Origin of the sequence: Paraflavitalea speifideaquila (assembly GCF_032395985.1) — a bacterium.
GTDB classification, from domain to species: Bacteria; Bacteroidota; Bacteroidia; order Chitinophagales; family Chitinophagaceae; genus Paraflavitalea; species Paraflavitalea speifideaquila.
On record NZ_CP135920.1, the window covers coordinates 5783350 to 5805609 of the forward strand.

Here is a 22260-nt window from a genome sequence, read left to right on the forward strand (position 1 = left end):
TATGCGTATACAGGTATTACGGCTCCTGGCCACCCAGCAATGGATGCATGCCTTCAAGAACAGAGGGGTATTTATTTTAACGCTGCTCATGGCCTGCTTACTGGCTTACGCAGGGTATACCGGCTGGGTAAATGGGGTGCAACAACATGATATACGGCAACGGTATCAGGAAGTGGCCAGGCAGGATTGGCTCAACAATCCCGATAAGCATCCGCACCGCATGGCCCATTATGGTCATTTTGCATTCAGGCCTAAACCCGCGCTTAGTTTCTTTGACCCGGGTATGGAAAATTATATGGGCAGCTCGCTGTTCCTGGAAGCCCATAAACAAAACACGGTTAATTTTTCAGAGGCTGGTTTCTCCACGGGTTTACTTCGATTTGGGGAGATCAGCATTGCTATGATACTCCAGGTACTGGTACCCCTGCTGATCGTGTTCTTAGGTTATAGCAGCATTGCTGCAGAGCGGGAACAGGGCACGCTGAAGCTCTTATTTAGTCAAGGTATTTCCTGGAAAGAATTGATAGCTGGTAAAAGCCTGGGCATTATCAGTGTGATACTGGTACTCTTCCTACCGGTAATCGCCCTATCGATCATACTTTGGCTGTTGCTTATGAAGTTTCAGGTAACAGCCGGTGAGTTCACCAGGTTATTGTGCATATCTGGCTCCTATTTTCTGTATTTTGTTATTTACAGCCTGATAGCTGTACTGGTATCGGCCTGGAGCAATACGGCCAAGGCAGCGCTTATCAAACTGATAGGTATCTGGCTTTTATTCACCATCGTTTTACCCAGGGCTACCCAATCATTGGGCGCATATTTTTATCCTGCCCCTTCTGTCACAGCTTTTCAGGCAAGTATTGAACAAGCTATATTAAAAGAAGGCGACAGCCATAACCCCAATGATGCTCATTACAAAACCATTAAAGAATCGCTGTTAAAAAGTTACCAGGTGGATTCAGTAGAAAAACTGCCCTTCAATTATAGTGGTTTTATTATGGCCGAAGGAGAAAAGATAAGTGCCACGATCTATAACGAGCAACAGACTCAGCTTTTACAAAGGTATGATCAGCAAAACAGCATTGCCCGGTATGCGGCCTTTCTCAATCCGTTTATGGCGGTTAAATATTGTTCCATGGGTATTGCCGGTACTGATTATAATTCCTATATCCATTTTCAACAGCAAGCCGAAGCCTACCGTTATAGCCTGGCGCAAAAGATGAATGAGCTGCAAATGAAATACATCAGCAACCGGAAACCGGGGCCACCTGATCATCCGGCCACGATTAGCAGCAGCCATTGGGCCGACCTGCCCGAATTTCAATACCAGCCCATTGCGTTTACGGCGGTTATCAGGAATGAACAGGTTTCGCTTTTTGCCTTTTTCATCTGGCTCCTGTTGCTGTTATTGATCACCAACCTATCGGCTCGTCAATTAAAAACCATCTAATCCGATGATCAGCTTAGCATTTAAAAACTTTATCAGGACGCGCAGTGTGATCACAGGCCTCCTGCTCCTCTTTTTCACCGGCATCATCAGCCTGTATATTGGTAAACAATTCCTCGACAAACAACAGCAGCATATTACCGAGGTAAGGGCCTGGCAGCAGGACCATATTAAACGGCAAACGGGTTATAACAAGGAAATGGGATTGCTGTTGTATTACCTGCGCTTTACCCTTGTTAACCAAACAGCGCCTATCAATGGATTAACCATCGGGCAACGCGATATTAATCCCTCTATTAAAAGTTTAACCATTCGCAACCTGGAAGGGCAGCTATATGATACGGGTTTGTACAACCCCACGAACCTATTATTGGGCAACCTCGATTTTGGCTTTGTACTCCTGTACCTCTTTCCCTTGCTCATCATTGCCTGTACATTTAACACCTACTCGGGCGAAAAGGAAAATGGTACCTGGTCCTTGCTCACCACTCAATCGGGCCGGCCCAAGATGCTGTTGTTGAAACTATTTGCCTTGCGTAGTGCAGTCGTATTGGCGGTTTATCTCTTGCTGGTGGCAGCCGCCATTTTAATATTGTCATTACCGCTGAATAGCGCCTTACTGGCTTTTATGAGTATGGGCAGTTGCTACCTGCTGTGCTGGTTTGCCATCAGTTTCTGGGTAGTATCCTGGCAACAACGTTCGGCCGTAAATGCTGTCAGTTTATTGACCCTATGGGTAGCGCTCACCATTGTAGCGCCGGCAGGCATCAACAATTACCTCATCAATAAATACCCGGTACCCGAAGCACTGGAAACGGCCGTACAACAACGCAAAGGGTATCACGAAAAATGGGATATGGATAAGGCCATCACCATGGATAAATTTTATGCCCATTACCCCCAGTTTAGAAAATATGCTTTACCCGATGGGAAGTTTAGCTGGCTATGGTATTATGCCATGCAGCAAATGGGTGATGATGATGCCCAACAAGCTTCCCGGCAATTGAAAAATAAATTATACAGCAGGGAGGCTGCCGGTGAGCAATTGGCTTTATTTATTCCCACGCTCCATACACAATGGCAAATGAATAACCTGGCACAATCGGGACTGGGTAATTACCTCTCCTATCTCGACAGCGCCGCCCGCTTTCATGAAAGCAAACGACTTTATTATTATCCAAAAATATTTGACAATACAGCAGTCAATCAAGAAGATTGGAATAAGATCGATGTAGCAATATATACCAATGATCAACCAATAAATTGGACAACACTGTTATTACCGTTATTGATCAGTACGCTGCTCTTAGGTTGCTTAAGCAGCTATCATTTAAGAAGGATCAATAGCCACTAAGTTATTTCCCGTCTGCTGCTATTTGCACAAAAAAACAACTAGCTGTTAAACTATACGTTTAACGTAAAGCCTTGTATTGTTCATAATTTCCTCTTCATTTGCTTGTTTTTAATTTAAACAGTTTACTTTCGTGGCAAATTGAGGTATGCTGAAATATATTTTGGCAGGCAATCAAGTAATTAGCATAGCAACAATAGCAAGGACAGTAAATAACCAATTTTAAAAATCCAATGGACAAAAAGTACTGGGACGAAATGTCACCCAAATACGAGGAAGAGATCTTTGATGTTTTGAAAAATGATAAACATGGCGTTATTAAATCCCGTATTCAGGAATTTGCATCACCTAAGAAAACAGTAGCAGATATTGGTTGTGCAGTAGGCAAATGGTTACCACTCTTATCTTCTTCTTTTGAAAAAGTATATGCGTTGGATCATTCAGAAAAGTACACGGCCTATGCCCAGGCAAAATTTGAAAAAAAGACAATATCGATTTTATCACCGCCGATATGACCAGGCAACCTGTGAAAGTACCTCCTTGTGATGTAGTACTTTGTGTAAATGCCATTCTGATCAACGACAGTAAAAAAGGGCTGTCTTTTTCAAAAACCTCAATAGTTGCCTCAAGAAGAAGGGACACCTGGTATTGGTAGTACCTTCCCTTGAATCGGCTTTGTACAGCGAATTCAGGGGGGCAATGGAATGAGGAGGAAGGGATCAAGCAAAAATCGTCCCTGTCAACTAGTGATACCAGGCGATTCAATGAACTCAAGCGCGGTGTTATTGAGTTAGATAAAATACCCACCAAGCATTACCTGAAAGAAGAATTGGAAATAACCCTGCAAAATGAGGGTTTTCAATTGCTGCACATAGAAAAAGTAGAATATACCTGGGCTACTGAATTTGATGGTCCACCAACCTGGATGAAATCGCCCTTCCCCTGGGATTGGGTGGTGAGTGCGCAAAAAAATAATCTTACACTTCAAGGCATAAAAGTGCTCCATTCACTTTTATGCCTATCTTTATAGCCCCCAACTACTTCAGCCTGTTATAGGCGCCGCAGTGTACGGCCCATTCAATCATTATTCATTTTATTGTTCAACAGTGTTACGCAAAGATGACCCTGTAAAAAGTTATTAGCACATGAAACAAAATGTTTGTATCCCCATTGCCTGCGCCCTATTTGCTATTTTCAGCAGCTTGCATTCCCTGCAGGCTCAACGCACGCCACAAGAATTGAAAACCCTGATCCTGCAAAAAGACAGTCTGTTCTGGGCAGGTTACAACAATTGTGATACTACCCTGACTGGCCAGTTCCTCGCCGATGATATTGAGTTTTTCCATGACGTAGGCGGCATCACCAAAGGAAGAGGAGAGCTGAATGCCAGCCTAAAGAAGAACTTGTGTAGCAACCCCGATAGGCGGTTAAGAAGAGAGGCTGTACCAGGTACTGTAAAATTCTTCCCCTTGAAAAACAGGGACACCTTGTATGGCGCCGTTCTGCAAGGCGAGCACTATTTCTACATCATCCAAAAAGGAAAGAAAGAATTCCGGGACGGGCATGCCAGCTTTAACCACTTATGGTTATTGAAAGAGGGGGCCTGGAAAATGGAACGTATACTGAGTTATGACCATCATCCTGCTGCATACATCAACACGCGGAAAGAGATAGCCGTACCTGTAGCTGTGCTGCGTAAATATGCAGGCAGGTATAAAGGTCCGCAAACCAATAACCTACTTATCCGTGAGGAAAAAGGAACCCTGGTGATGGAACTTGCCGGCAAGGGTACCATCCCCCTCTTTGCCGAAACAAACAATACCTTCTTTATGAAAGAGCGCGACCTGAGTTTTGAATTTACCAGGAACGGTCAGCAAAGTGTAACAGGATTGCGGGTGCAAGAAAACGGGGTCGTTACGGAAGAGTTGACCTTACAAAAGTGAGGCAGTTCATCTCTTATTGAAATAATATTAAGCCATCTTCACGGATGGCTTTTTGTTTACTGCATAGCAATGAACATATTGACAATCGCCAGGCTAGCTCACCCAGCTTCAAACCTTATATGAACCTGGCCTCATCCTTGTGCCAGTTTCGTACTTGTATTAACTGATCATTAAACAAATAGCACAATCCGCCAGTATCACTTGAGTAACCAACCGCACACAGCATACTGTATATCAATCCCTTCCGAGGGAATTGAGCATTAAAACTGCAATACAAAGGCGGTACCCTCCCTTCAACAGACTGTACATGGATATGACCGCGGTGCAGCATCATGATCTGCTTACACAAGCTAAGACCAATACCGCTACCGCTTTTCTTGGTGCTAAAGAAGGGAATGAATATTTTATCGATAAGTTCTTCAGGCATGCCAATGCCATTATCGGCCACCTTGATCACCGTTTTACGGTTGGAGGCCAGGTAAGAAGATAATATGATACGTGGTTCCACCTGGTCTTTCACGGCCTCCATGGCATTGACCACCAGGTTGATCAACACCTGTTCTACCAGGCTGGTATCGGCTTCCAGCATCAGGTCGGGATCTTTGAGAATGATCTCCATTTCAATATTCTTCTGGCTAAGTGTAGGCTCCATCAACTGGTGCAGGTTCTCAAATAAGTCACGCACATATACTTTCTTCACATTGGGCGCGGTGATCTTGTTGAGGTTGCGGTAGGTTTCGGCAAACTTCAGCAGGCCCTCGCTCCTTCTCTTGATGGTATCAATACCCAGCTCCAGGTCCTCCAACTGGCCACTCTGGTTGTCGATCGAACTCACCGACTCCTGCAACCGCAGTTTTAAGGTAGCCGCCAGGGAAGAGATGGGCGCAATGGAATTCATGATCTCATGGGTCATTACACTCAATAGTTTCTGCCAGGCTTTTGACTCTGTTTCATCCAATGCTTCATTCACATTTTGAAAAGCAATGAGCTTGTATTTGAGCCCTTCTGTCTGGAAGGCAGTAGCCGAAAGCAATACCTTCACGGCGTTTTTATCGGGATGCGCCGTAGCGATCTTGCTATCGCCAGGCTTTAAGATGAGCACTTGCCGGTACAGATCGCCATCACGCTTGGACAAGGAATGGATGGTTTTCAGGTAGGGCAACTGCAACATGTTCTTCAACGCCTCATTCATCCATACTACTTCTCCCCCATCCTCTTTAAACATCAATATGCCCGTATCGATCAGTTCCAGGATCTTCTGCAGGTATTGGTATTGTGTTTCTTTTTCTTTACTGATGACCTTAAAAGTGGAATTGATCTCATTAAATCCCTTGCGGAGGGGCTGTAACTCTACGGGGGCATGCTTTACATCAAAATAGCGCGAAAAGTCGCGATAATGAACGGACTCCACAAACTGGTTCAGCTCATCATGGGCCTTGCGTTGAAAACGATAAAACTCGATCACCTGGTAAATGATCACGGGCAGCATGATCACCAGGTAAATAAATAGCTGGTTTACGATCAGAAAAGCTGTTGCCGTTAAGGTAACGAGTAATAAAAATACCCGGCTCAGGATGCGCCATTCTATGTTTCTAAAATCCATCATTATATTGAGGTATGAGGTCGGAAAGGGTCGGTAAACCGGGAAAGTCGAAAAGTAAAACTTTGTTTAACTGTCTTTCGGACTTCCGGTCTTCCGGACTTCTAAAGTTAAATATCATATTTACTTAGCCTTCTGTACAGTGCGGTTCTTGTTAAACCCAGTTCCTTGGCCGCTTTGGTAATATTACCATTGTGCTTTTCAATAACACGGAGGATGGTATTTTTTCTACGGAACTAAGTTTCAGCTCATCTGGTTCAGAATCTACCACAATGGATGATTCGATGGGCGAAAAGATAAGGTCGGTAGACTGCAGCACATTGCCATCGGCCATGATCACGGCCCTTTCGATGGTGTATTGCAATTCACGGATATTACCGGGATAATGGTATTGCAACAGTTTTTCCATGGCTTTGGAATCGAACTCCAATACCGGTTTCAGGTATTTATTGCTGTAGAGCCTGCTGAAATGTTTAGCCAGCAGGATAATATCGTTTTCGCGTTTGCGAAGGGGTGGCACCATGATCTCTACTGTATTGATCCGGTATATCAGGTCTTTCCGGAAACGGTTCTCATTGGCCAGTTCGGCCAGGGGCACGTTGGTGGCGCAAATGAGCCTGATATTGATGGGAACGGGGTCGTTTGTACCCAGCCGGGTTACCTGGCGATTTTGTAAAACGCTCAATAATTTGGCTTGTTGATGGAGGGAAATATTACCTATTTCATCCAGGAACAAAGTGCCATTATTGGCCGCTTCAAAACGCCCTACCCTGTCTTCCCGGGCATCGGTAAATGCACCTTTCTTATGGCCAAACAATTCACTTTCAAACAAGCTTTCGGTCAGGGCGCCCACATCCACTTTTACAAAGGCTTTATCGGCCCTAAGTGATTGCTGATGAATGGCTTTGGCAATCAGGTCCTTACCCGTTCCATTTTCGCCCAGGATGAGGATATTGGCATCGGTAGGGGCTATTTTCTCGATCTTATAGAAGATGTCCTGCATGATCTCCGACTCGCCCAACAGTTCTTTGCCGATAATAGAATCATTGCTGATGGAAGGACTGGCGGTAGCTTTGCCGCTTCCTTTACGTTTCAGGGCATCCTTGATGGTGGTGATCAGTTTTTCATTGTGCCAGGGTTTTACCACAAAATCGGCTGCCCCTTCCTTCAGGGAACGCACGGCCAGGTCAATATCCCCATAAGCGGTGATCATGATCACGGCAGCTTCGGACTTGAACTCCTTCACTTTACTAAGCCAAAAAGGCCTTCATTGCCTGTATTGATCGAGCTGGTAAAGTTCATGTCCAGCAAAATCACATCAAAAGTTTGTTTGGATAACAGCCATCGCAGGTTCTCGGGGTTCTTTTCTGTCACCACTTCCTTGGCCTCCGTTTTTAATAACAGCCTTACAGCAGTCAAAACATCGGTATCATCATCAATAATTAAAACACTGGCATTTTTAAGTAGCATAATTGGAAAAATAAAAATTGAGTTGGATGCAACAAAACCCAACTACAATTATACCATAAATACAAAGGCATGGCAAACAATTTTTACGTAAAAGCACCGGCCAAAGCCAACTGTATCGAAAGCGGACAGTAGTTGTAGCGGTAACGAACAGATTCGTAGAAATGGGCGTGCTAAGTTTCTGTAAATCATAGGCATTGCATTCTGGCACGTTGTTGCTTTCATAGTTCGTCAATTAGGTATTTCTCATGTGATTGTTATTGTGGTCATCCGGCCATCAGCCAGCCGGATGACTTTTTTAAAAAAGCTAAATTCTAAAAAAGTTTATACCGTGGATAGAGTCATTGCCAAAAAGAAATGGACCAGCAAAAAGTTACTGACGATCGGGGGCATTATTGCCCTGGCAGGTTTGATTGCCGCCAGCATTTACTTTACATCGGGCAAAAAGCGCCTGAATGTAGATACTGAACGTATTACTATTACGGAAGTAAAAAGGCGCCCTTCCAGGAAACCATTCCCATTAATGGTGTGGTACTACCCATCACCACCATTTACCTGGATGCCTCAGAAGGTGGCCGGGTAGAAGAAAAGTTTGTAGAAGATGGAACGGTGATGAAAAAGGCCAGGCCATCCTGCGCCTCTCCAACCCCGATCTGGCCCTTAACCTGGTAAACCAGGAAACACAGGTGTACAACCTGCTGACGCAAATGCAGATCGCCAGCAACAATGCGCAGCAGAATACCGTAACCAAGCTGAACCAGATGACGGATGTAGAAAACAGTCTCAAAGAAGCTGAACGGATATACCTGCTCAACAAAAAATTATTTGCCCAGAAAGCGATTGGCGAACAGGAATTCCGCCAGTCAGAAAATACCTACAACTACCAGGTACAGAAGAAAAAACTTACCGCCGAGATCCTGAAGCAGGACTCTGTTTCCACCAACCAGCAGATCTCCCAGGCCCGCCAGCTTTATACGGGTTCTCAAAATGCGCTGGACCTCACCCGCAAAAAAGTAGGTGACCTGATCGTAAGATCGCCCGTAGATGGTCAGCTCACCTCCCTGGATGCTGAACTGGGTCAAAACAAGAACAAAGGCGAACGCCTTGGCCAGATCGACGTACTGAGCGGCTTTAAAGTAAGGGCCGATATTGATGAGCACTATCTTTCCCGGATCTATACCGAACTGAGTGGCACTTTTGAGTTTGCCAATAAAACCTATAAGCTCCGCATTACCAAGGTATATTCCCAGATAACAGCGGGCCGGTTCCAGGTAGATATGCAATTTGTAGGCGAAGTGCCCAAAGGCATCCGCCGTGGTCAGACCCTGCAGATACGCCTGGCATTGAGCGATGAATCTGAAGCGATCCTGTTGGCAAAGGTGGTTTTTACCAACAAACCGGTGGCAGTTGGATCTTTAAAGTAAGCGAAACGGGAAATACCGCCTATATCACCAAGATCACCCTTGGCCGCCAAAGTCCTGACTACTTTGAAGTATTGGAAGGTTTGAAACCTGGGGACAAAGTAGTGACTTCCAGCTATGAGAACTATGGAGATATGCAGGAACTGGTGCTGAAGAAGGAATAGTGGGAAGAGGAAAAATAAAGAAAAACGAGTAACTTATATACACCGTGAAACGTCAAAAGTGAAACATGAGCAAAAAATGGCTGTCCTTTAAAACGGTAGCCGGCAAGCAGGAAGATGAAAGCTGCATCATGTACAACTGACAATTCACATAAATTGACCGCCATGAAAGTCAAGATCATCTACGCCCTGTTACTGCTGCTTTGCTGCACCCTGGGCGCATCTTCTAACAGAAACACCAACAGCAACTGTGAGGCGCTGAAAAATTGCACTGGCAGCACTGTTCTGCCCCTGGATAAAAGCCATTCGGAAGCGGGTTCCGGAGAAACAGCGATCCCGGGCGTTACTGGCTATTTGCCGGGTTATAGCATTATTTTTATGAACTAATCATATTCTTTTACCGGAGACCAGCTTCGGATCAAACAAACAAAACAAATAACATGATCAAGATCACAGACCTCGAGAAAGTCTACCGTACAGAAGAAGTGGAAACTGTGGCGTTGAATAAACTCACGATTGAAGTAAAGGAGGGTGAATTTGTAGCGGTGATGGGCCCTTCGGGCTGCGGTAAATCAACCTTATTAAATATCCTGGGTTTACTGGATGATCCCGATGCGGGCAGCTTTGTTTTCAATGGCCAGGAAATTGCCCATTTTAATGAGCGCAAACGTGCTGACCTGCGCAAACACAATATTGGTTTTGTATTCCAGAGCTTTAACCTGATCGATGAGCTCACGGTATTTGAAAATGTAGAATTACCACTGATCTATACAGGCGTTAAATCGGCCGACCGCAAAAAGCGGGTGGAAGAAGCGCTGGACAAAATGCAGATCATGCACCGCCGTAACCACTATCCACAACAATTATCGGGTGGTCAGCAACAACGGGTAGCCGTAGCGCGTGCAGTAGTAAACAATCCCAAACTGATCCTGGCCGATGAGCCTACGGGTAACCTCGACTCATCCAACGGTAATGAAGTAATGGCATTGCTTACTGACCTCAATGAGCAAGGTACTACCATTGTAATGGTTACCCACTCCGAACATGATGCCCGTTACAGCCACCGTATCATCAGGATGCTGGATGGACAAGCAGTACTGGAAAATATAATGGTTTAACAGCCAGCTACGAGCCATGAGCTACGAGCTGCGAGCCTGCTGCATCGAAAGGGGTTCTCTGGCTGTATTTGCTCATAGCTCGCTGCTCACCGCTTAAAGCTCCCAGCCAAAAAATCAGCCATGATCTACAATTATCTGAAGATTGCATTTCGCAGCCTGCTTAAATACAGGTTTATCTTCTTCACTAATCTCTTTGGCCTAACCGTAGGGTTTACTTGTTGTTTACTCATCTTTGTATATATTCTGCACGAGTTAAGTTATGACAAGTACAATGATAAAGCCGATCGCATTTACCGGGTTACCCGCCTATTCCGAATTCAGAAACAGGCGCCACCAACCTGCACCTGGGCGCCGTAGCACCCCCTTCGGCCCTTTACTGAAAAATGATTTTAAGGAGATAGAGAAGGTCACACGTATACTGCCAGCGGGCACGATGACGCTTCGCTACCAGGATAAGGTATTCAATGAACAGCATGTGGTTTTTGCCGATGAAGAATTCTTCAACCTCTTTACCGTTCAGGTAAGCAGCGGCAATAAAGCCTCGGCCCTGAAAGATCCCAACACCATTTTATTGACGGAAGAGTTGGCTAAAAGTATTTTGGCAATGAAGATCCGATGAACAAAATGGTGCGGCTTGATAACCGTCTCAGCTTTAAAGTGACCGGTATTTTTAAACCCTTACCATCCAACGCCCACTTCCATCCCAACCTGTTAGTATCCTTCAATACCTTGAGGGATTCTACCGTTTACGGCGAACGCAACCTACAAACGAATTGGGGCAATAACGCATTTTATACGTACCTGCTTTTACCCGCCGGCTACGACGGCCAAAAGCTGGAAGCGCAGTTCCCTTCATTTATCGACCGGCATTTGACAGAGTCAGGTTCACAAATGAAAGCTTCCCGTTGGACACAGCTTTTCCTGCAAAAAATGACGGATATCCATTTACATTCTCACCTCGATTCAGAGATCGATGAAAATGGCGATATCAAACGCGTTTATGTATTCTCGGCCATCGCTTTGTTTATATTATTGATCGCCTGCATCAATTATATGAACCTCTCTACCGCCCGGTCTGTATTGCGTGCCCGTGAAATAGGTATCCGCAAAGTGGTAGGCGCCGAAAGAAAGGAACTCATCTTCCAATTCCTTGGCGAATCCACCCTGATTACCTGGATGGCCATGATACTGGCCTTCTTATTGACCTGGCAACTGGTTCCTTTCCTCAATAAATTATCCGGGCAAACGCTTTCCATAACGCCTTTGTTTCAATGGCAGATCATTGTGCCTATTTTGATAGCTCCCTTCCTGGTGGGCACTGTTGCCGGTATCTACCCTGCCCTCTTCATGTCGAGTTTCAAACCCGTGAAAGTATTGAAAGGCTTTTTGAAATCAGGGGGAGGCAATATCTCATTCCGCCAGGTATTGGTTACAGCGCAATTCTCCATCTCCATTATGCTCATCATTTGTACGGCCATCGTTTTCCGGCAGCTCAAATACATGCAGGAGAAATCATTGGGGTTTGACCGGGAGCATATTGTAACAATGAGTTATAATGATGGACTTACCGACCGGTTCGATGCCTTCCGCACAGCACTACTGTCTAATAGTAATATTAAAAATATAGCCCGCTCCTCCCGCATCCCTACAGGTCGCCTGCTGGATGCACAAGGCGCTTCGTTGGAACGTGGCGACTCATTAACACCTGTTGCCAGTGATATCAAGTACCTGGCTACTGACCAGGATTTTGTTTCAACCTATGGTGTAAAAATGGTAGCAGGCCGGGCATTCTCCCGCGATTATGGCCTGGATACAGCCAGCTATATGGTGAACCAGGCAGCGGTGCAAGCCATGGGCCTGCCTTCAGCAGCTTCGGCCATTGGCAAAAATTTCAGCTATGGTGGTGAACGGGGAAAGATCATCGGCATATTCAATGATTTTCACTTTGAATCCCTGCACCAGCGAATCATTCCATTGGTAATGGTGATCCCTAAATCAATGGCAATTATGCCAGGATATCGGTAAAGGTTGGCGGCAACAATATGACAGCAGCGCTTGCGCATATAGAAAGCACCTGGAAACAATTCTTACCTGAAACACCTTTTGAATATACGTTCCTGGATGATCGCTTTGAAAACCTGTATAAATCAGAGCAGCGGCAAGGCACTATCTTCACCATTTTTGCCTGCATTGCCATCGCAATCGCCTGTCTTGGTTTATTTGGCTTATCGGCCTTTGCTATCACCCAGCGCATTAAAGAAATAGGTATCCGTAAGGTAATAGGCGCTTCGGTAAGCAGCATCGTCACGCTCCTGTCAAAAGATTTTCTGAAACTGGTAGCTATCGCCACGGTCATCGCATTCCCCATTGCATGGTATGCAATGAACAATTGGTTACAGGATTTTGCGTATCGAAGCAATATGCCCTGGTGGATTTTCCTGGCAGCTGGTATTATTGCAGTGATCATTGCGCTGGTTACCATCAGTTTCCAGGCCATCAAAGCGGCAACAGCCAATCCGGTGAAGAGCTTGAGGAGTGAATAGAAAACAAGCTGCAGCATTGCTGCACGTAAAAAGAATATTAAGCCAATAATCAATTATTAATTAATAATTGATTATTGGTTTCGTACCAACAGATATGGCTATTAGAAATTGAACCTTTTCACAGACCCAATCAAACAGCAATGAAAAAAACAGTCCTTACACTGTCCGTCGCATTAATTGCCATGGTGATGATTTTTACCAGCTGCGGTCGAGGCACCACTGTAAAAAAAATTGATCTCTTATCAGGGCGATATCATGAAAATAGAGGTATATGCCAAGATCGATGGCCGGAAAGTACAAGACTTTAAAAAGGAATACAATGTAGCCGGTCTTGATAAGGCCGGGCGGGAAGCGATGGCAAAACGCATCATGGATTCCCTGAACATTCGGGAAAACGACGGTAAATAAAATCCAGTTATTCTATATAGGCCATACCACCCTAAAACAAACAGTTCTTTTAACCCAATCAAAAGATTATGTTTAGCAACTACCTTAAAATCGCATGGCGCAATCTCTGGAAACATAAAATGTTTGCCTCGATTGTCATCTTTGGTATGGCCATTGCAATTACAGCAGCACTGTTCCTTTCTCTTACTGCTTATCATGAACTGTCGTATGATCAGTTTCATGAGCACAAAAAGAACCTGTACCAGCTCTATTTCCATGAGCAACATGCAAGGGTGATGAAACCAGCTCCAGCATGCCGGTTCCCCTGGCGCCGGCATTAAAAGCCGAATACCCCGATGTACAATACATTACCCGCTATGGCGGCAGCGATTATGGCATGGTGCGTTACCAAAACAAGGAAGTGCACCTGAATGTGCGGGCTGTGGATCCCGACTTTATGCGCATGTTTACCTTCCCCATCCATGCCGGCAATAGCAAAACACCCCTCGGCAACCTCAATGATATTGTGATCACGGAACATTGTGCCAAAGTGTTGTTTGACCAGGAAGACCCCATTGGGAAAAGTGTAGAAATGAAAAAGGCAACAGCTGGACCACTTTTACTGTTACAGCAGTAACGAAGGACTTTCCCAATAATTCCAGCATTACTTACGATATCCTGTCCAGGTTTGAACATTTTGGTGACTACCAGGAATTGGTAGATACCTGGGATAGCGATAATCATGAAGTATTTATACAATTGCGCGACGGTGCAAAACTGGCAGCCTTTGAAAAACAAACGGCTTCCTTTATTCATAAATATTATACGGAGAAGTTAACAAAACTAAAAAGGGATGGCGCCCAACCCAATAAATCGAGCGAGATCATACAGCTGCGGGGAATCCCTTTTGTAGATATTCATTTCAGTGAAGCAAGCGGCACAGGAGCCGGCGCCAGTAAGTTCTACGCTTACATGCTGTTGGTCATTAGCGGTTTTATTTTATTCATAGCCTGTGTAAACTTTGTGAACCTTTCCCTGGCCCGTTCCTTTACCCGGTCAAAGGAGATCGGTATCCGCAAAGTAATGGGCGCCCTACGCTGGCAGCTGATCTCCCAATTCTGGGGCGAAGCGCTGATCGTAAGTTTCTTTGCGCTCATCGTAGGACTTGGCATTGCCTACTTCCTATTGCCCTATTACAAACAAATATTTTACCAGGCCTTATCGGTCAATATGCTGGCCTCGCCGCTTATCATAGTGTATATACTGATAGGCTTTTTATTGGTCACCCTTTTTGCTGGCGGTTATCCCGCCTGGATGGTATCCAAATTCAATACCATCCAAACGGTGAAAGGCAAATTGCCTGTGGGCCGGTCCAACAGGGTACGCAACGCACTAATGGTAGTACAGTTCGTATTGTCTTCCCTGCTCATCATCTGTACCATGATCGTATGGCAACAGATCAATTACCTTCGCAACAAACCATTGGGTTATAATAAACAACAGGTGATCAGCTTGCCTATTGGCGGTACCATCAACAGTGAGGTAGCTCTGAGCCTGTTGCGCGACCGCCTGGCTCATGAACCCCGCATCATCAGTGTTACCGGTACCGATATGAATTTGGGCCGTGGACGTGATGGTTCCTCCACGACTTCTATCATGGGTTTTGACTATAAAAACAAAGGAATTACCACCCACTGGCTGCGGATAGATTATGACTACCTGAAAACAATGGATATTCAGCTGCTTTCCGGGCGCGATTTTTCCCGCAGCTATGGCATGGATACCAGCGGCGTACTCGTTAATGAAACCATGGCACGCTCACTCGGCGAGAAAGATCCCATTGGCGCCATGCTGGCACTCGATGGCACGCAGTTAAAGGTGTTGGGAGTGGTAAAGGATTTTCACTTCAAATCGCTCCACCGTCAATTGGCCCCCTTACCATGGTGGTAAGACCCAACTGGCCTGTATCGTATATCTTTATCCGGGTACAGCCTGATAACCTGCCGGCTTCCATGGAGGTGATCAAAAAAGCCTGGAAAGAAGTAAACCCCAAAGCCACTTTCCTGGCCTCCTTCCTGGACGAGAATACAGACCGCACCTACAATAAAGAAGCCCGGTTATCCAAAATATTCATGAGTGGCGCCGTACTGGCCATCCTCATTTCCTGCATGGGCCTGTTTGCCATTGCCCTGCTGGCCATTGTACAACGCACCAAAGAAATCGGTATCCGCAAAGTGCTGGGCGCCAGTGTTCCTCAAATCGTTGGACTGGTTTCCAAAGATTTCCTGCTGCTGGTACTGGTGGCCATCGTAATTGCTACGCCACTTGCCTGGTATGTAATGCACAACTGGCTGCAATCATTTTACTACCGTATTCAGATCTCCTGGTGGGTGTTTGCACTGGCAGGCTTAATAGCCCTGGTCATTGCCTTCATTACCCTGAGTCTGCAATCCGTAAAAGCTGCTTTGAAAAATCCGGTGAATAGTTTACGGAGTGAGTAATGGATCGGAAATGCGTTGGCTGGGATAGGATTTACGAATAGAAGACAGTTATAAGCGACAATCAACAAGTTGAACCTAGTAGGTGCTACTATGCTGTAATTATGAATCAATAATTACAGCGTAGTAGCATTTGGAAATAAAACAATCATTACATATTTAATCATATCTCGTGATCAAGAACTATTTTAAAACTGCCTGGCGGAATTTGTGGAAGAACCGATTCTACAGTTCCATTAACCTGTTGGGGCTTTCTGTTGGTTTGGCCGTGGGGCTTATTATCCTGCTTTGGGTTAAAGATGAATTGAGTTATGACCGTTTTCATGAACAAAGCGCCCATCTATACCGGGTGGTATCCAATGTTGGGTCTGGCAGTGGCAAACAATCCTGGGGCAGTGTACCTGCGCCCATCGCGGTTTATAGCCTGAATGAAATACCCGAAGTAAAAGCAGCCGTACGGATAGCTTCCAATTATAAGTATTCCGTTTACAAATATGGTGATAAGGAATTCAAGGCAAATAAAACAGCCTATATCGACCCTTCTTTCTTCACCATTTTCAATTTCCCCATCCTTGAAGGCAATAAAGGGTATCCTTTTCCCGACAACAATTCCATTGTTATAACTGCCTCGATTGCCAAAAATACTTTGGCACTGAAAACCCCATCGGGAAAGTGATCCAGGCCGACAATAAAGATAATTTCACTGTCCGGTCGGTCATGGCCGACTTTCCGAAAAACAGTTCACTGCAATATGATATCCTGTTTCCCATTGACAAGCTGGTTAAAGAATACCGATACAACCAGTATTGGCCTTCCATGAATGCCGATTGGGGCAATTATTTCTGCCTCACCTTCCTGCAGGTAACCCCGCAGGCATCCACGGTAAGTATTGAAAAGAAACTCACCCAGCTACAGCGCGAGCACAACAAATTTGAAAAGACCTCCTATTATCAACTGCAGCCACTGGCCAAGATGCATCTCTATGCGCCCGATGGCAGCAGCAGCGCTATGCAAACCGTGCGGATCTTCTTTGTGGTAGCCATCCTCTTGCTGCTGATCGCTTGCATCAATTACATCAACCTTTCTACAGCCAGGTCCATGCTGCGAGCAAAAGAAGTAAGTGTACGTAAGATCATTGGCGCCGCCAAAATGCAACTGTTCATGCAGTTCATTGTAGAAACGCTGATCCTGTTTGTACTGGCTACCGTGCTGGCCATTTTGCTCATTTATGCCCTGATGCCTTTCTATAACAACCTGTCGGGCAAAGATTCATCCTTTAGTCTGTCGGACCTTAATGTTTGGACCACTATAGGCATTACCATCATCGGCACGCTGATCGCCTCTTCCATCTATCCGGCGCTGTTGCTAAGCTCCTTTAAACCCATACTGGCTTTAAAAGGGAAGCTATCTATTGGTATCGGCAATACCCGTTTCAGGCAAATATTGGTGGTAACACAATTTTCGCTGTCTGTTATACTGATCATTGGCACCCTGGTCATAGGCCGGCAAATGAAGTATATCCAGGAAAAAGCACTGGGTTACGACAAATCGCATGTATTTACCCTGAACATGCGTGATATGGAAAAACATTACGAAGCTGTAAAAGCCGACCTGTTGAAACAACCAGGCATTACAGGCATCACTTCGGCCGATGGCAACCTGGTAGCGCTGGGTAGTACTACCGGCGATACGGATTGGGAAGGAAAGATCCCAACAGTATGTTCATAGTGAACCCCATGGCGATTGACAAAGATTTTATTGGCCAAATGAAACTGCAGTTCGTGGCTGGTACAGGTTTTACGGGCAGTAAATCCGACACGGCCAATATCCTCCTCAATGAAACAGCGGTACGGGAAGCAGGCATCAAAGATCCCATTGGGAAATGGTTCTCTCTTTGGTCTACCAAATGCCGTATTATTGGGGTGGTGAAAGACTTTCACTTCTCCTCGCTTAAATACAAAATTGAGCCGGCTGTTTTCTATTACAGTGAAACCAACTCCGTGATGTATGTAAAAACGACCAGCCAGGAGGCCTCCAAAGCCATTGCCGCGGTAGAAAAAGATGGAATCAGTACAATAGCGGTTTCCCTTTTGATTATACTTTCCTGGACGACCGGTATGATCAGCTTTACAAATCCGATCAGCGTACCAGTTCGCTCTTTAATGTGTTTGCCAGTATTGGCATCCTCATTTCCTGCCTGGGCTTATTTGGCCTGGCTACCTATACGGCGCAGGTAAAAACCCGCGAGATCGGCATTCGTAAAGTATTGGGCGCTTCTGTTATTTCGGTCACAGGATTATTGGCCAGGGATTTTGTGAAATTGGTATTGATCGCCATTGTAATTGCCACACCCATTGCCTGGATAGCAATGAATAAATGGCTACAGAGCTTTGAATACCGTACCCAGCTCAACATTGTCATCTTTTTGGTGGCAGGCATCATCGCCTTATTCATTGCCCTGGCTACGGTGAGTACACAAGCCATCAAGGCGGCCTTGACCAATCCGGTGAAGAGCTTGAAGAGTGAATAGGAAGACAAGCTTCGAGCTACGAGCGAAATACAGTAAGCACACTACCAACAAAGAGCTTGAAGCTCACAGCTCGCGGCTCGCAGCCATTCGATGAGAATATGAAACAATACTTATAACGAATTAAACATAGAACCAGTGATCAAGAACTATATAAAAACAGCATTCAGAAACTTGTGGAAACACAAGGCTTTTTCCTTCATCAATATTATGGGGCTTACCGTAGGTATGACGGCCTGCTTCCTGATCTTCCTGTACGTACGGTTTGAATTGACCTATGATGCTTTCAACAGTAAGGCCGACCGCATTTACCGCGTGGTAACGGATCTTAAAACCCCTTCGGAGGTCATTAAAACCAGTGGCCCTTCCTGGGCAGTACCCCCAATGTGAAAGACGAGTTTCCCGAAGTGGAAGCCTTTGTCCGCGTATGCAATGCCGATTTGCTGGTAAGAAGAGGGGATATGAAATTTCAGGAGGGCGAGGCTTTATATGTTGACTCGGCTTTCTTCCAGGTATTTGATTTTACTTTATTAAAAGGCAACCCCAAAACAGCACTCAGTGAAATAATGACCGTGGTGTTGTCGCAAAGAGCTGCTCAAAAATACTTTGGCAATGAAGACCCCATGGGTAAAACCTTGTTGTTTACATCCGAAGGAATACCTGCCACCGTAACCGGGCTCATGAAAGACATGCCGGAAAACTCACAGGTAAGGGCCGATATGCTGGTCTCCATGAGCACCCTTACCAAAAAAATTTAATCCCCGGCTCGATGGTCAATGGACCAATTTTGGCGCCGCCGCCTATCTGCTACTGAAACCTGGCACACAGGCCAAGGCGCTGGTGGCTAAATTCCCGGCCTTCCTTGAAAAACGCAATGGGTCGGAAATGAAGCAGATCCAAATGTTCCCCACTATATTGCTGGAGCCATTAAGGGAAGTTTATCTCTATTCTACCCGGGGTGGCACTGGTAATATCAACAACGTTTACATTTTTTCCATCATTGCCATTTTCATATTGCTCATCGCCTGCATCAACTTTATTAACCTTACCACGGCACGCTCTACCGAAAGAGCGCGGGAGGTTGGTATACGTAAGGTAGCAGGCGCCGGCAGGCCGCAACTCATCCGGCAGTTCATCGGCGAATCGGTTATTATTTGTACCATCGCCTTTCTACTCACGCTGGGGCTCGCTGCGCTGTTATTGCCACTCTTTAACCAGTTGGCAGGCAAGCAGGTCAGTCAAAGCATTTTCAGCAACTGGCAATACCTGGGGCTGTTACTGGTAGCTGCCATTGGCATTGGCTTACTGGCAGGCTCCTACCCTGCCCTGGTACTGTCGTCTTTCCGTCCGGTTGTTGTGTTAAAAGGCCGTTTTGCAACCGGTGTTAGGGGCATCCTGCTAAGAAAGGGGCTCGTAGTAGCACAATTCAGCATTTCTATTGCCCTCATCATTGGCACCATTACGGTGTACCGGCAAATGAACTATATGCGCAGCCGGGACCTTGGTTTCAACAAAGACCAGACCCTGATCATTGCCACCGATAATGATCGCGCAAAAGATGCTTTTAAACAAGCGCTTACCACCATTCCTGCGGTCAGATCAATTACGATGTCGTCCGGTGTACCGGGCTCAGGTACCAATGGTGCTTATTCAGAGATCGAGAACAGCAAAGGCGATCTGCAAGTCGCCAACCTCGACCTGTATTTTGTGGATTTCGATTATATAAAGCAATACGATATGAAGGTAGTGGCTGGCCGGGCTTTCTCCCGCGAATTCCTGACCGATACTACGCAGGCCATGGTGCTGAATGAAACAGCGGTCAGATTGTTTGGATATGCTTCTCCACAACAGGCCATTGGCAGGCGGTTTAAGCAATGGGGCCGGGAAGGCAAGATCATTGGTGTGGTAAAGGACTTCCATTTCCGTTCTCTTCAGCAGGATATCAAGCCCCTCACCATGCGCATAGAACCAGGAGGATCGAGCCTGCTTTCTGTTAAAATAGCCATGTCCAATTTACCCGCTACCCTGGCGGCGATTGAAAATAAATGGAAATCCCTGATCCCCAACCGGCCTTATAGCTACCAGTTTTTAGATGACTTGTTTGATAAGCAATACCGCGCCGAAGAAAGGTTTGGCAAGCTGTTCCTGAACTTTGCGGTATTGGCCATTTTCATTTCCTGCCTGGGATTGCTGGGGCTGGCAGCTTATAGCACCCTGCAGCGTACAAAAGAAATAGGTGTACGCAAAGTAATGGGCGCTTCTGTAACCAGCATCGTCAATCTCTTGTCAAAGGATTTTTTGAAGCTGGTAGGCATTTCCTTCTTTGTGGCGGCACCGGTAGCCTGGTACTGTATGAACAAATGGTTGGAAGGTTTTGCTTATAAAGCCTCCATAGCCTGGTGGATATTTGCCCTGGCGGGTATTATAGCACTGGTGATTGCGTTGGCAACCATCAGTTTCCAGGCCATCCGGGCAGCGCTGGTGAATCCGGTGAAGAGTTTGAAAAGTGAGTAGAGCAGCAAGCCAGGAGCTTTGAGCTGCGAGCTAAATACAGTAAGCGGATGGCCGGCAAAGGGTTCGAAGGTGTTCTTAAGAACTGTAACTACGATCAAAATACATTAAACGATAAATGCCATGATTAAGAACTATTTCAAGATCGCCTGGCGCAACCTGGTAAAGAATAAAACCTTTTCCTTTATCAATGTCTTTGGCCTTTCGGTGGGCCTTACCTGTTTTATACTCATTGCCGCCTTTGTATACAATGAGCTATCCTATGACCGGTATGCGGCCCAGTCGGAGCATATCTATCGGGTTAACCTGAACGTTGACGCCAATGGTGGCACGGCCAGTTATCCCATGGTCGACGCCGCAGTGGGCAAAGGCATTCAGCAGGTTTTTCCGGAAGTACAAGCTGTTACACGCTATCAAAACGGAGGCCGCCTTTTTGCCCGCTATAAGGATAAACAGTTTAAGGAAGAAAAAGTAGCCTTCCTCGATTCCAATTTCCTTGAAATATTTTCCATTCCCCTGATAGAAGGCGACCAAAGGAATGCACTGGTGGCACCCAATTCCATGGTCATTTCCAAGGCTACTGCACTTAAATATTTTGACAAAGAACCAGCGCTGGGAAAGATCATTGCATTTGCCAATGAGAACTATACGGTGACCGGTGTTTTTGACAAAGTACCGGACAACTCGCATTTCCATTTCGATATGGCCATGAGCCCTACTACCCGGGAACGCAACCGGCCCGAAACCTGGAGTAATGTATCGCACTTCACCTACCTGGTTATAAAACCAGGCGCCAACATCGAACAGCTACAAGCCAAATTTCCGCAACTGGTAGCCAAACATGTAGTGCCCGAGATCCAGCGCGATATGGGCGTAAGCCTGGCCGAAGCACAGAAATCAGTCAATACATTCCGTTTTACCCTGCAACCCCTTACCGATATTCACCTCCATGCCAATACGCAATATGAACTGGAGCCCAATGGCGATATCAACTACCTGTATATCTTTAGCGCCCTGGCCCTGTTTATCCTGCTACTGGCCTGTGTCAATTTCACCAACCTCTCTACTGCCAGCGCAGGCAAGCGTTCCAAAGAAGTGGGCATCCGGAAAGTAATGGGTTCTTTAAAGACGCAGCTCATTTTCCAGTTCCTGACAGAATCCATATTGCTAAGCCTGGCAGCTACCTTTATTGCACTGGGCATCATATACGCTTTATTGCCCGCGTTCAACCAACTGGCAGGCAAAAACATTGCGATGAGTTTTTCCTGCAACCCATCAACTTAGCG

At 45.8% G+C, this 22260-nt stretch carries 29 protein-coding genes; 25 read left to right on the plus strand and 4 right to left on the minus strand.

Annotated features, from left to right (window positions below):
- Position 1 precedes the first annotated feature (1 nt).
- The 5 genes from RS881_RS39740 (at position 2) to RS881_RS39760 (ending at position 4741) form a co-directional block, all read left to right on the plus strand.
- Positions 2-1450 (plus strand): ABC transporter permease, encoded by a 1449-nt coding sequence (locus tag RS881_RS39740; protein WP_315815842.1) that lies wholly within the window; start codon positions 2-4, stop codon positions 1448-1450.
- 4 nt (positions 1451-1454) lie between these two features.
- On the plus strand, positions 1455-2801 hold the full coding sequence (locus RS881_RS39745; protein WP_315815843.1) for a DUF3526 domain-containing protein: 1347 nt from the start codon (positions 1455-1457) through the stop codon (positions 2799-2801).
- Between the two features lie 230 nt (positions 2802-3031).
- Positions 3032-3313 (plus strand): class I SAM-dependent methyltransferase, encoded by a 282-nt coding sequence (locus RS881_RS39750; protein WP_315815844.1) that lies wholly within the window; start codon positions 3032-3034, stop codon positions 3311-3313.
- A gap of 149 nt (positions 3314-3462) precedes the next feature.
- Positions 3463-3828 carry a hypothetical protein gene (locus RS881_RS39755; protein ID WP_315815845.1) on the plus strand — a complete coding sequence of 122 codons (366 nt, stop codon included), beginning with the start codon at positions 3463-3465 and terminating at the stop codon, positions 3826-3828.
- Between the two features lie 115 nt (positions 3829-3943).
- The gene (locus tag RS881_RS39760; RefSeq protein ID WP_315815846.1) at positions 3944-4741 is read left to right on the plus strand and encodes a nuclear transport factor 2 family protein; all 798 of its coding nucleotides are present in this window, start codon (positions 3944-3946) and stop codon (positions 4739-4741) included.
- Between the two features lie 115 nt (positions 4742-4856).
- On the opposite strand, the gene RS881_RS39765 is transcribed toward RS881_RS39760, so the two are convergent.
- From RS881_RS39765 to RS881_RS39780, 4 genes are all read right to left on the minus strand, one after another.
- On the minus strand, positions 4857-6347 hold the full coding sequence (locus RS881_RS39765; protein ID WP_315815847.1) for a sensor histidine kinase: 1491 nt from the start codon (positions 6345-6347) through the stop codon (positions 4857-4859).
- A 104-nt stretch (positions 6348-6451) separates the two neighbouring features.
- Positions 6452-6526 (minus strand): helix-turn-helix domain-containing protein, encoded by a 75-nt coding sequence (locus tag RS881_RS39770; RefSeq protein WP_315824756.1) that lies wholly within the window; start codon positions 6524-6526, stop codon positions 6452-6454.
- Positions 6496-7587: a sigma-54-dependent transcriptional regulator gene (locus RS881_RS39775; RefSeq protein WP_315815848.1), complete on the minus strand. Its 1092-nt coding sequence runs from the start codon at positions 7585-7587 to the stop codon at positions 6496-6498. The genes RS881_RS39770 and RS881_RS39775 overlap by 31 nt, the downstream gene beginning before the upstream one ends.
- Positions 7584-7811: a response regulator gene (locus RS881_RS39780; RefSeq protein ID WP_315815849.1), complete on the minus strand. Its 228-nt coding sequence runs from the start codon at positions 7809-7811 to the stop codon at positions 7584-7586. Before RS881_RS39780 ends, RS881_RS39775 begins: the two co-directional genes overlap by 4 nt.
- 328 nt (positions 7812-8139) lie before the next feature.
- On the opposite strand from RS881_RS39780, the gene RS881_RS39785 reads away from it, so the two are divergent.
- From RS881_RS39785 to RS881_RS39880, 20 genes are all read left to right on the plus strand, one after another.
- Positions 8140-8391: a hypothetical protein gene (locus RS881_RS39785; protein ID WP_315815850.1), complete on the plus strand. Its 252-nt coding sequence runs from the start codon at positions 8140-8142 to the stop codon at positions 8389-8391.
- Positions 8392-8494: 103 nt separating this feature from the next.
- Positions 8495-9232: an efflux RND transporter periplasmic adaptor subunit gene (locus RS881_RS39790; RefSeq protein WP_315815851.1), complete on the plus strand. Its 738-nt coding sequence runs from the start codon at positions 8495-8497 to the stop codon at positions 9230-9232.
- A gap of 323 nt (positions 9233-9555) precedes the next feature.
- Positions 9556-9777, plus strand: coding sequence for a hypothetical protein (locus tag RS881_RS39795; protein ID WP_315815852.1), 222 nt, complete (start codon positions 9556-9558; stop codon positions 9775-9777).
- Between the two features lie 53 nt (positions 9778-9830).
- Positions 9831-10508, plus strand: coding sequence for an ABC transporter ATP-binding protein (locus tag RS881_RS39800; protein WP_315815853.1), 678 nt, complete (start codon positions 9831-9833; stop codon positions 10506-10508).
- Between the two features lie 271 nt (positions 10509-10779).
- On the plus strand, positions 10780-11127 hold the full coding sequence (locus tag RS881_RS39805) for a hypothetical protein (RefSeq protein ID WP_315815854.1): 348 nt from the start codon (positions 10780-10782) through the stop codon (positions 11125-11127).
- On the plus strand, positions 11124-12533 hold the full coding sequence (locus tag RS881_RS39810) for an ABC transporter permease (protein WP_315815855.1): 1410 nt from the start codon (positions 11124-11126) through the stop codon (positions 12531-12533). The genes RS881_RS39805 and RS881_RS39810 overlap by 4 nt, the downstream gene beginning before the upstream one ends.
- A 17-nt stretch (positions 12534-12550) precedes the next feature.
- Positions 12551-13051, plus strand: coding sequence for an ABC transporter permease (locus RS881_RS39815; protein WP_315815856.1), 501 nt, complete (start codon positions 12551-12553; stop codon positions 13049-13051).
- 231 nt (positions 13052-13282) lie between these two features.
- Entirely contained in the window at positions 13283-13459 is a 177-nt protein-coding gene (locus tag RS881_RS39820; RefSeq protein ID WP_315815857.1) for a hypothetical protein, read from the plus strand.
- 119 nt (positions 13460-13578) lie between these two features.
- Entirely contained in the window at positions 13579-13779 is a 201-nt protein-coding gene (locus RS881_RS39825) for a hypothetical protein (RefSeq protein WP_315815858.1), read from the plus strand.
- Positions 13752-14075, plus strand: coding sequence for an ABC transporter permease (locus tag RS881_RS39830; RefSeq protein WP_315815859.1), 324 nt, complete (start codon positions 13752-13754; stop codon positions 14073-14075). The genes RS881_RS39825 and RS881_RS39830 overlap by 28 nt, the downstream gene beginning before the upstream one ends.
- Positions 14076-14152: 77 nt before the next feature.
- Positions 14153-15388: an FtsX-like permease family protein gene (locus tag RS881_RS39835; protein ID WP_315815860.1), complete on the plus strand. Its 1236-nt coding sequence runs from the start codon at positions 14153-14155 to the stop codon at positions 15386-15388.
- On the plus strand, positions 15379-15939 hold the full coding sequence (locus RS881_RS39840; protein ID WP_315815861.1) for an ABC transporter permease: 561 nt from the start codon (positions 15379-15381) through the stop codon (positions 15937-15939). Before RS881_RS39835 ends, RS881_RS39840 begins: the two co-directional genes overlap by 10 nt.
- 169 nt (positions 15940-16108) lie before the next feature.
- A complete protein-coding gene (locus RS881_RS39845) occupies positions 16109-16612 on the plus strand; it encodes an ABC transporter permease (protein ID WP_315815862.1) in 504 nt (167 codons plus the stop codon).
- Entirely contained in the window at positions 16609-17664 is a 1056-nt protein-coding gene (locus RS881_RS39850; RefSeq protein ID WP_315815863.1) for an FtsX-like permease family protein, read from the plus strand. The genes RS881_RS39845 and RS881_RS39850 overlap by 4 nt, the downstream gene beginning before the upstream one ends.
- The gene (locus RS881_RS39855) at positions 17655-18173 is read left to right on the plus strand and encodes a hypothetical protein (RefSeq protein ID WP_315815864.1); all 519 of its coding nucleotides are present in this window, start codon (positions 17655-17657) and stop codon (positions 18171-18173) included. Before RS881_RS39850 ends, RS881_RS39855 begins: the two co-directional genes overlap by 10 nt.
- On the plus strand, positions 18101-18466 hold the full coding sequence (locus tag RS881_RS39860; RefSeq protein ID WP_315815865.1) for an ABC transporter permease: 366 nt from the start codon (positions 18101-18103) through the stop codon (positions 18464-18466). Before RS881_RS39855 ends, RS881_RS39860 begins: the two co-directional genes overlap by 73 nt.
- 135 nt (positions 18467-18601) lie before the next feature.
- The gene (locus tag RS881_RS39865; protein ID WP_315815866.1) at positions 18602-18853 is read left to right on the plus strand and encodes an ABC transporter permease; all 252 of its coding nucleotides are present in this window, start codon (positions 18602-18604) and stop codon (positions 18851-18853) included.
- On the plus strand, positions 18850-19221 hold the full coding sequence (locus tag RS881_RS39870) for an ABC transporter permease (protein WP_315815867.1): 372 nt from the start codon (positions 18850-18852) through the stop codon (positions 19219-19221). Before RS881_RS39865 ends, RS881_RS39870 begins: the two co-directional genes overlap by 4 nt.
- 127 nt (positions 19222-19348) lie before the next feature.
- Positions 19349-20977, plus strand: coding sequence for an FtsX-like permease family protein (locus RS881_RS39875; protein WP_315815868.1), 1629 nt, complete (start codon positions 19349-19351; stop codon positions 20975-20977).
- Positions 20978-21097: 120 nt separating this feature from the next.
- Complete coding sequence (locus RS881_RS39880; RefSeq protein WP_315815869.1) at positions 21098-22258, plus strand: ABC transporter permease; 1161 nt, start codon at positions 21098-21100, stop codon at positions 22256-22258.
- Positions 22259-22260 lie beyond the last annotated feature (2 nt).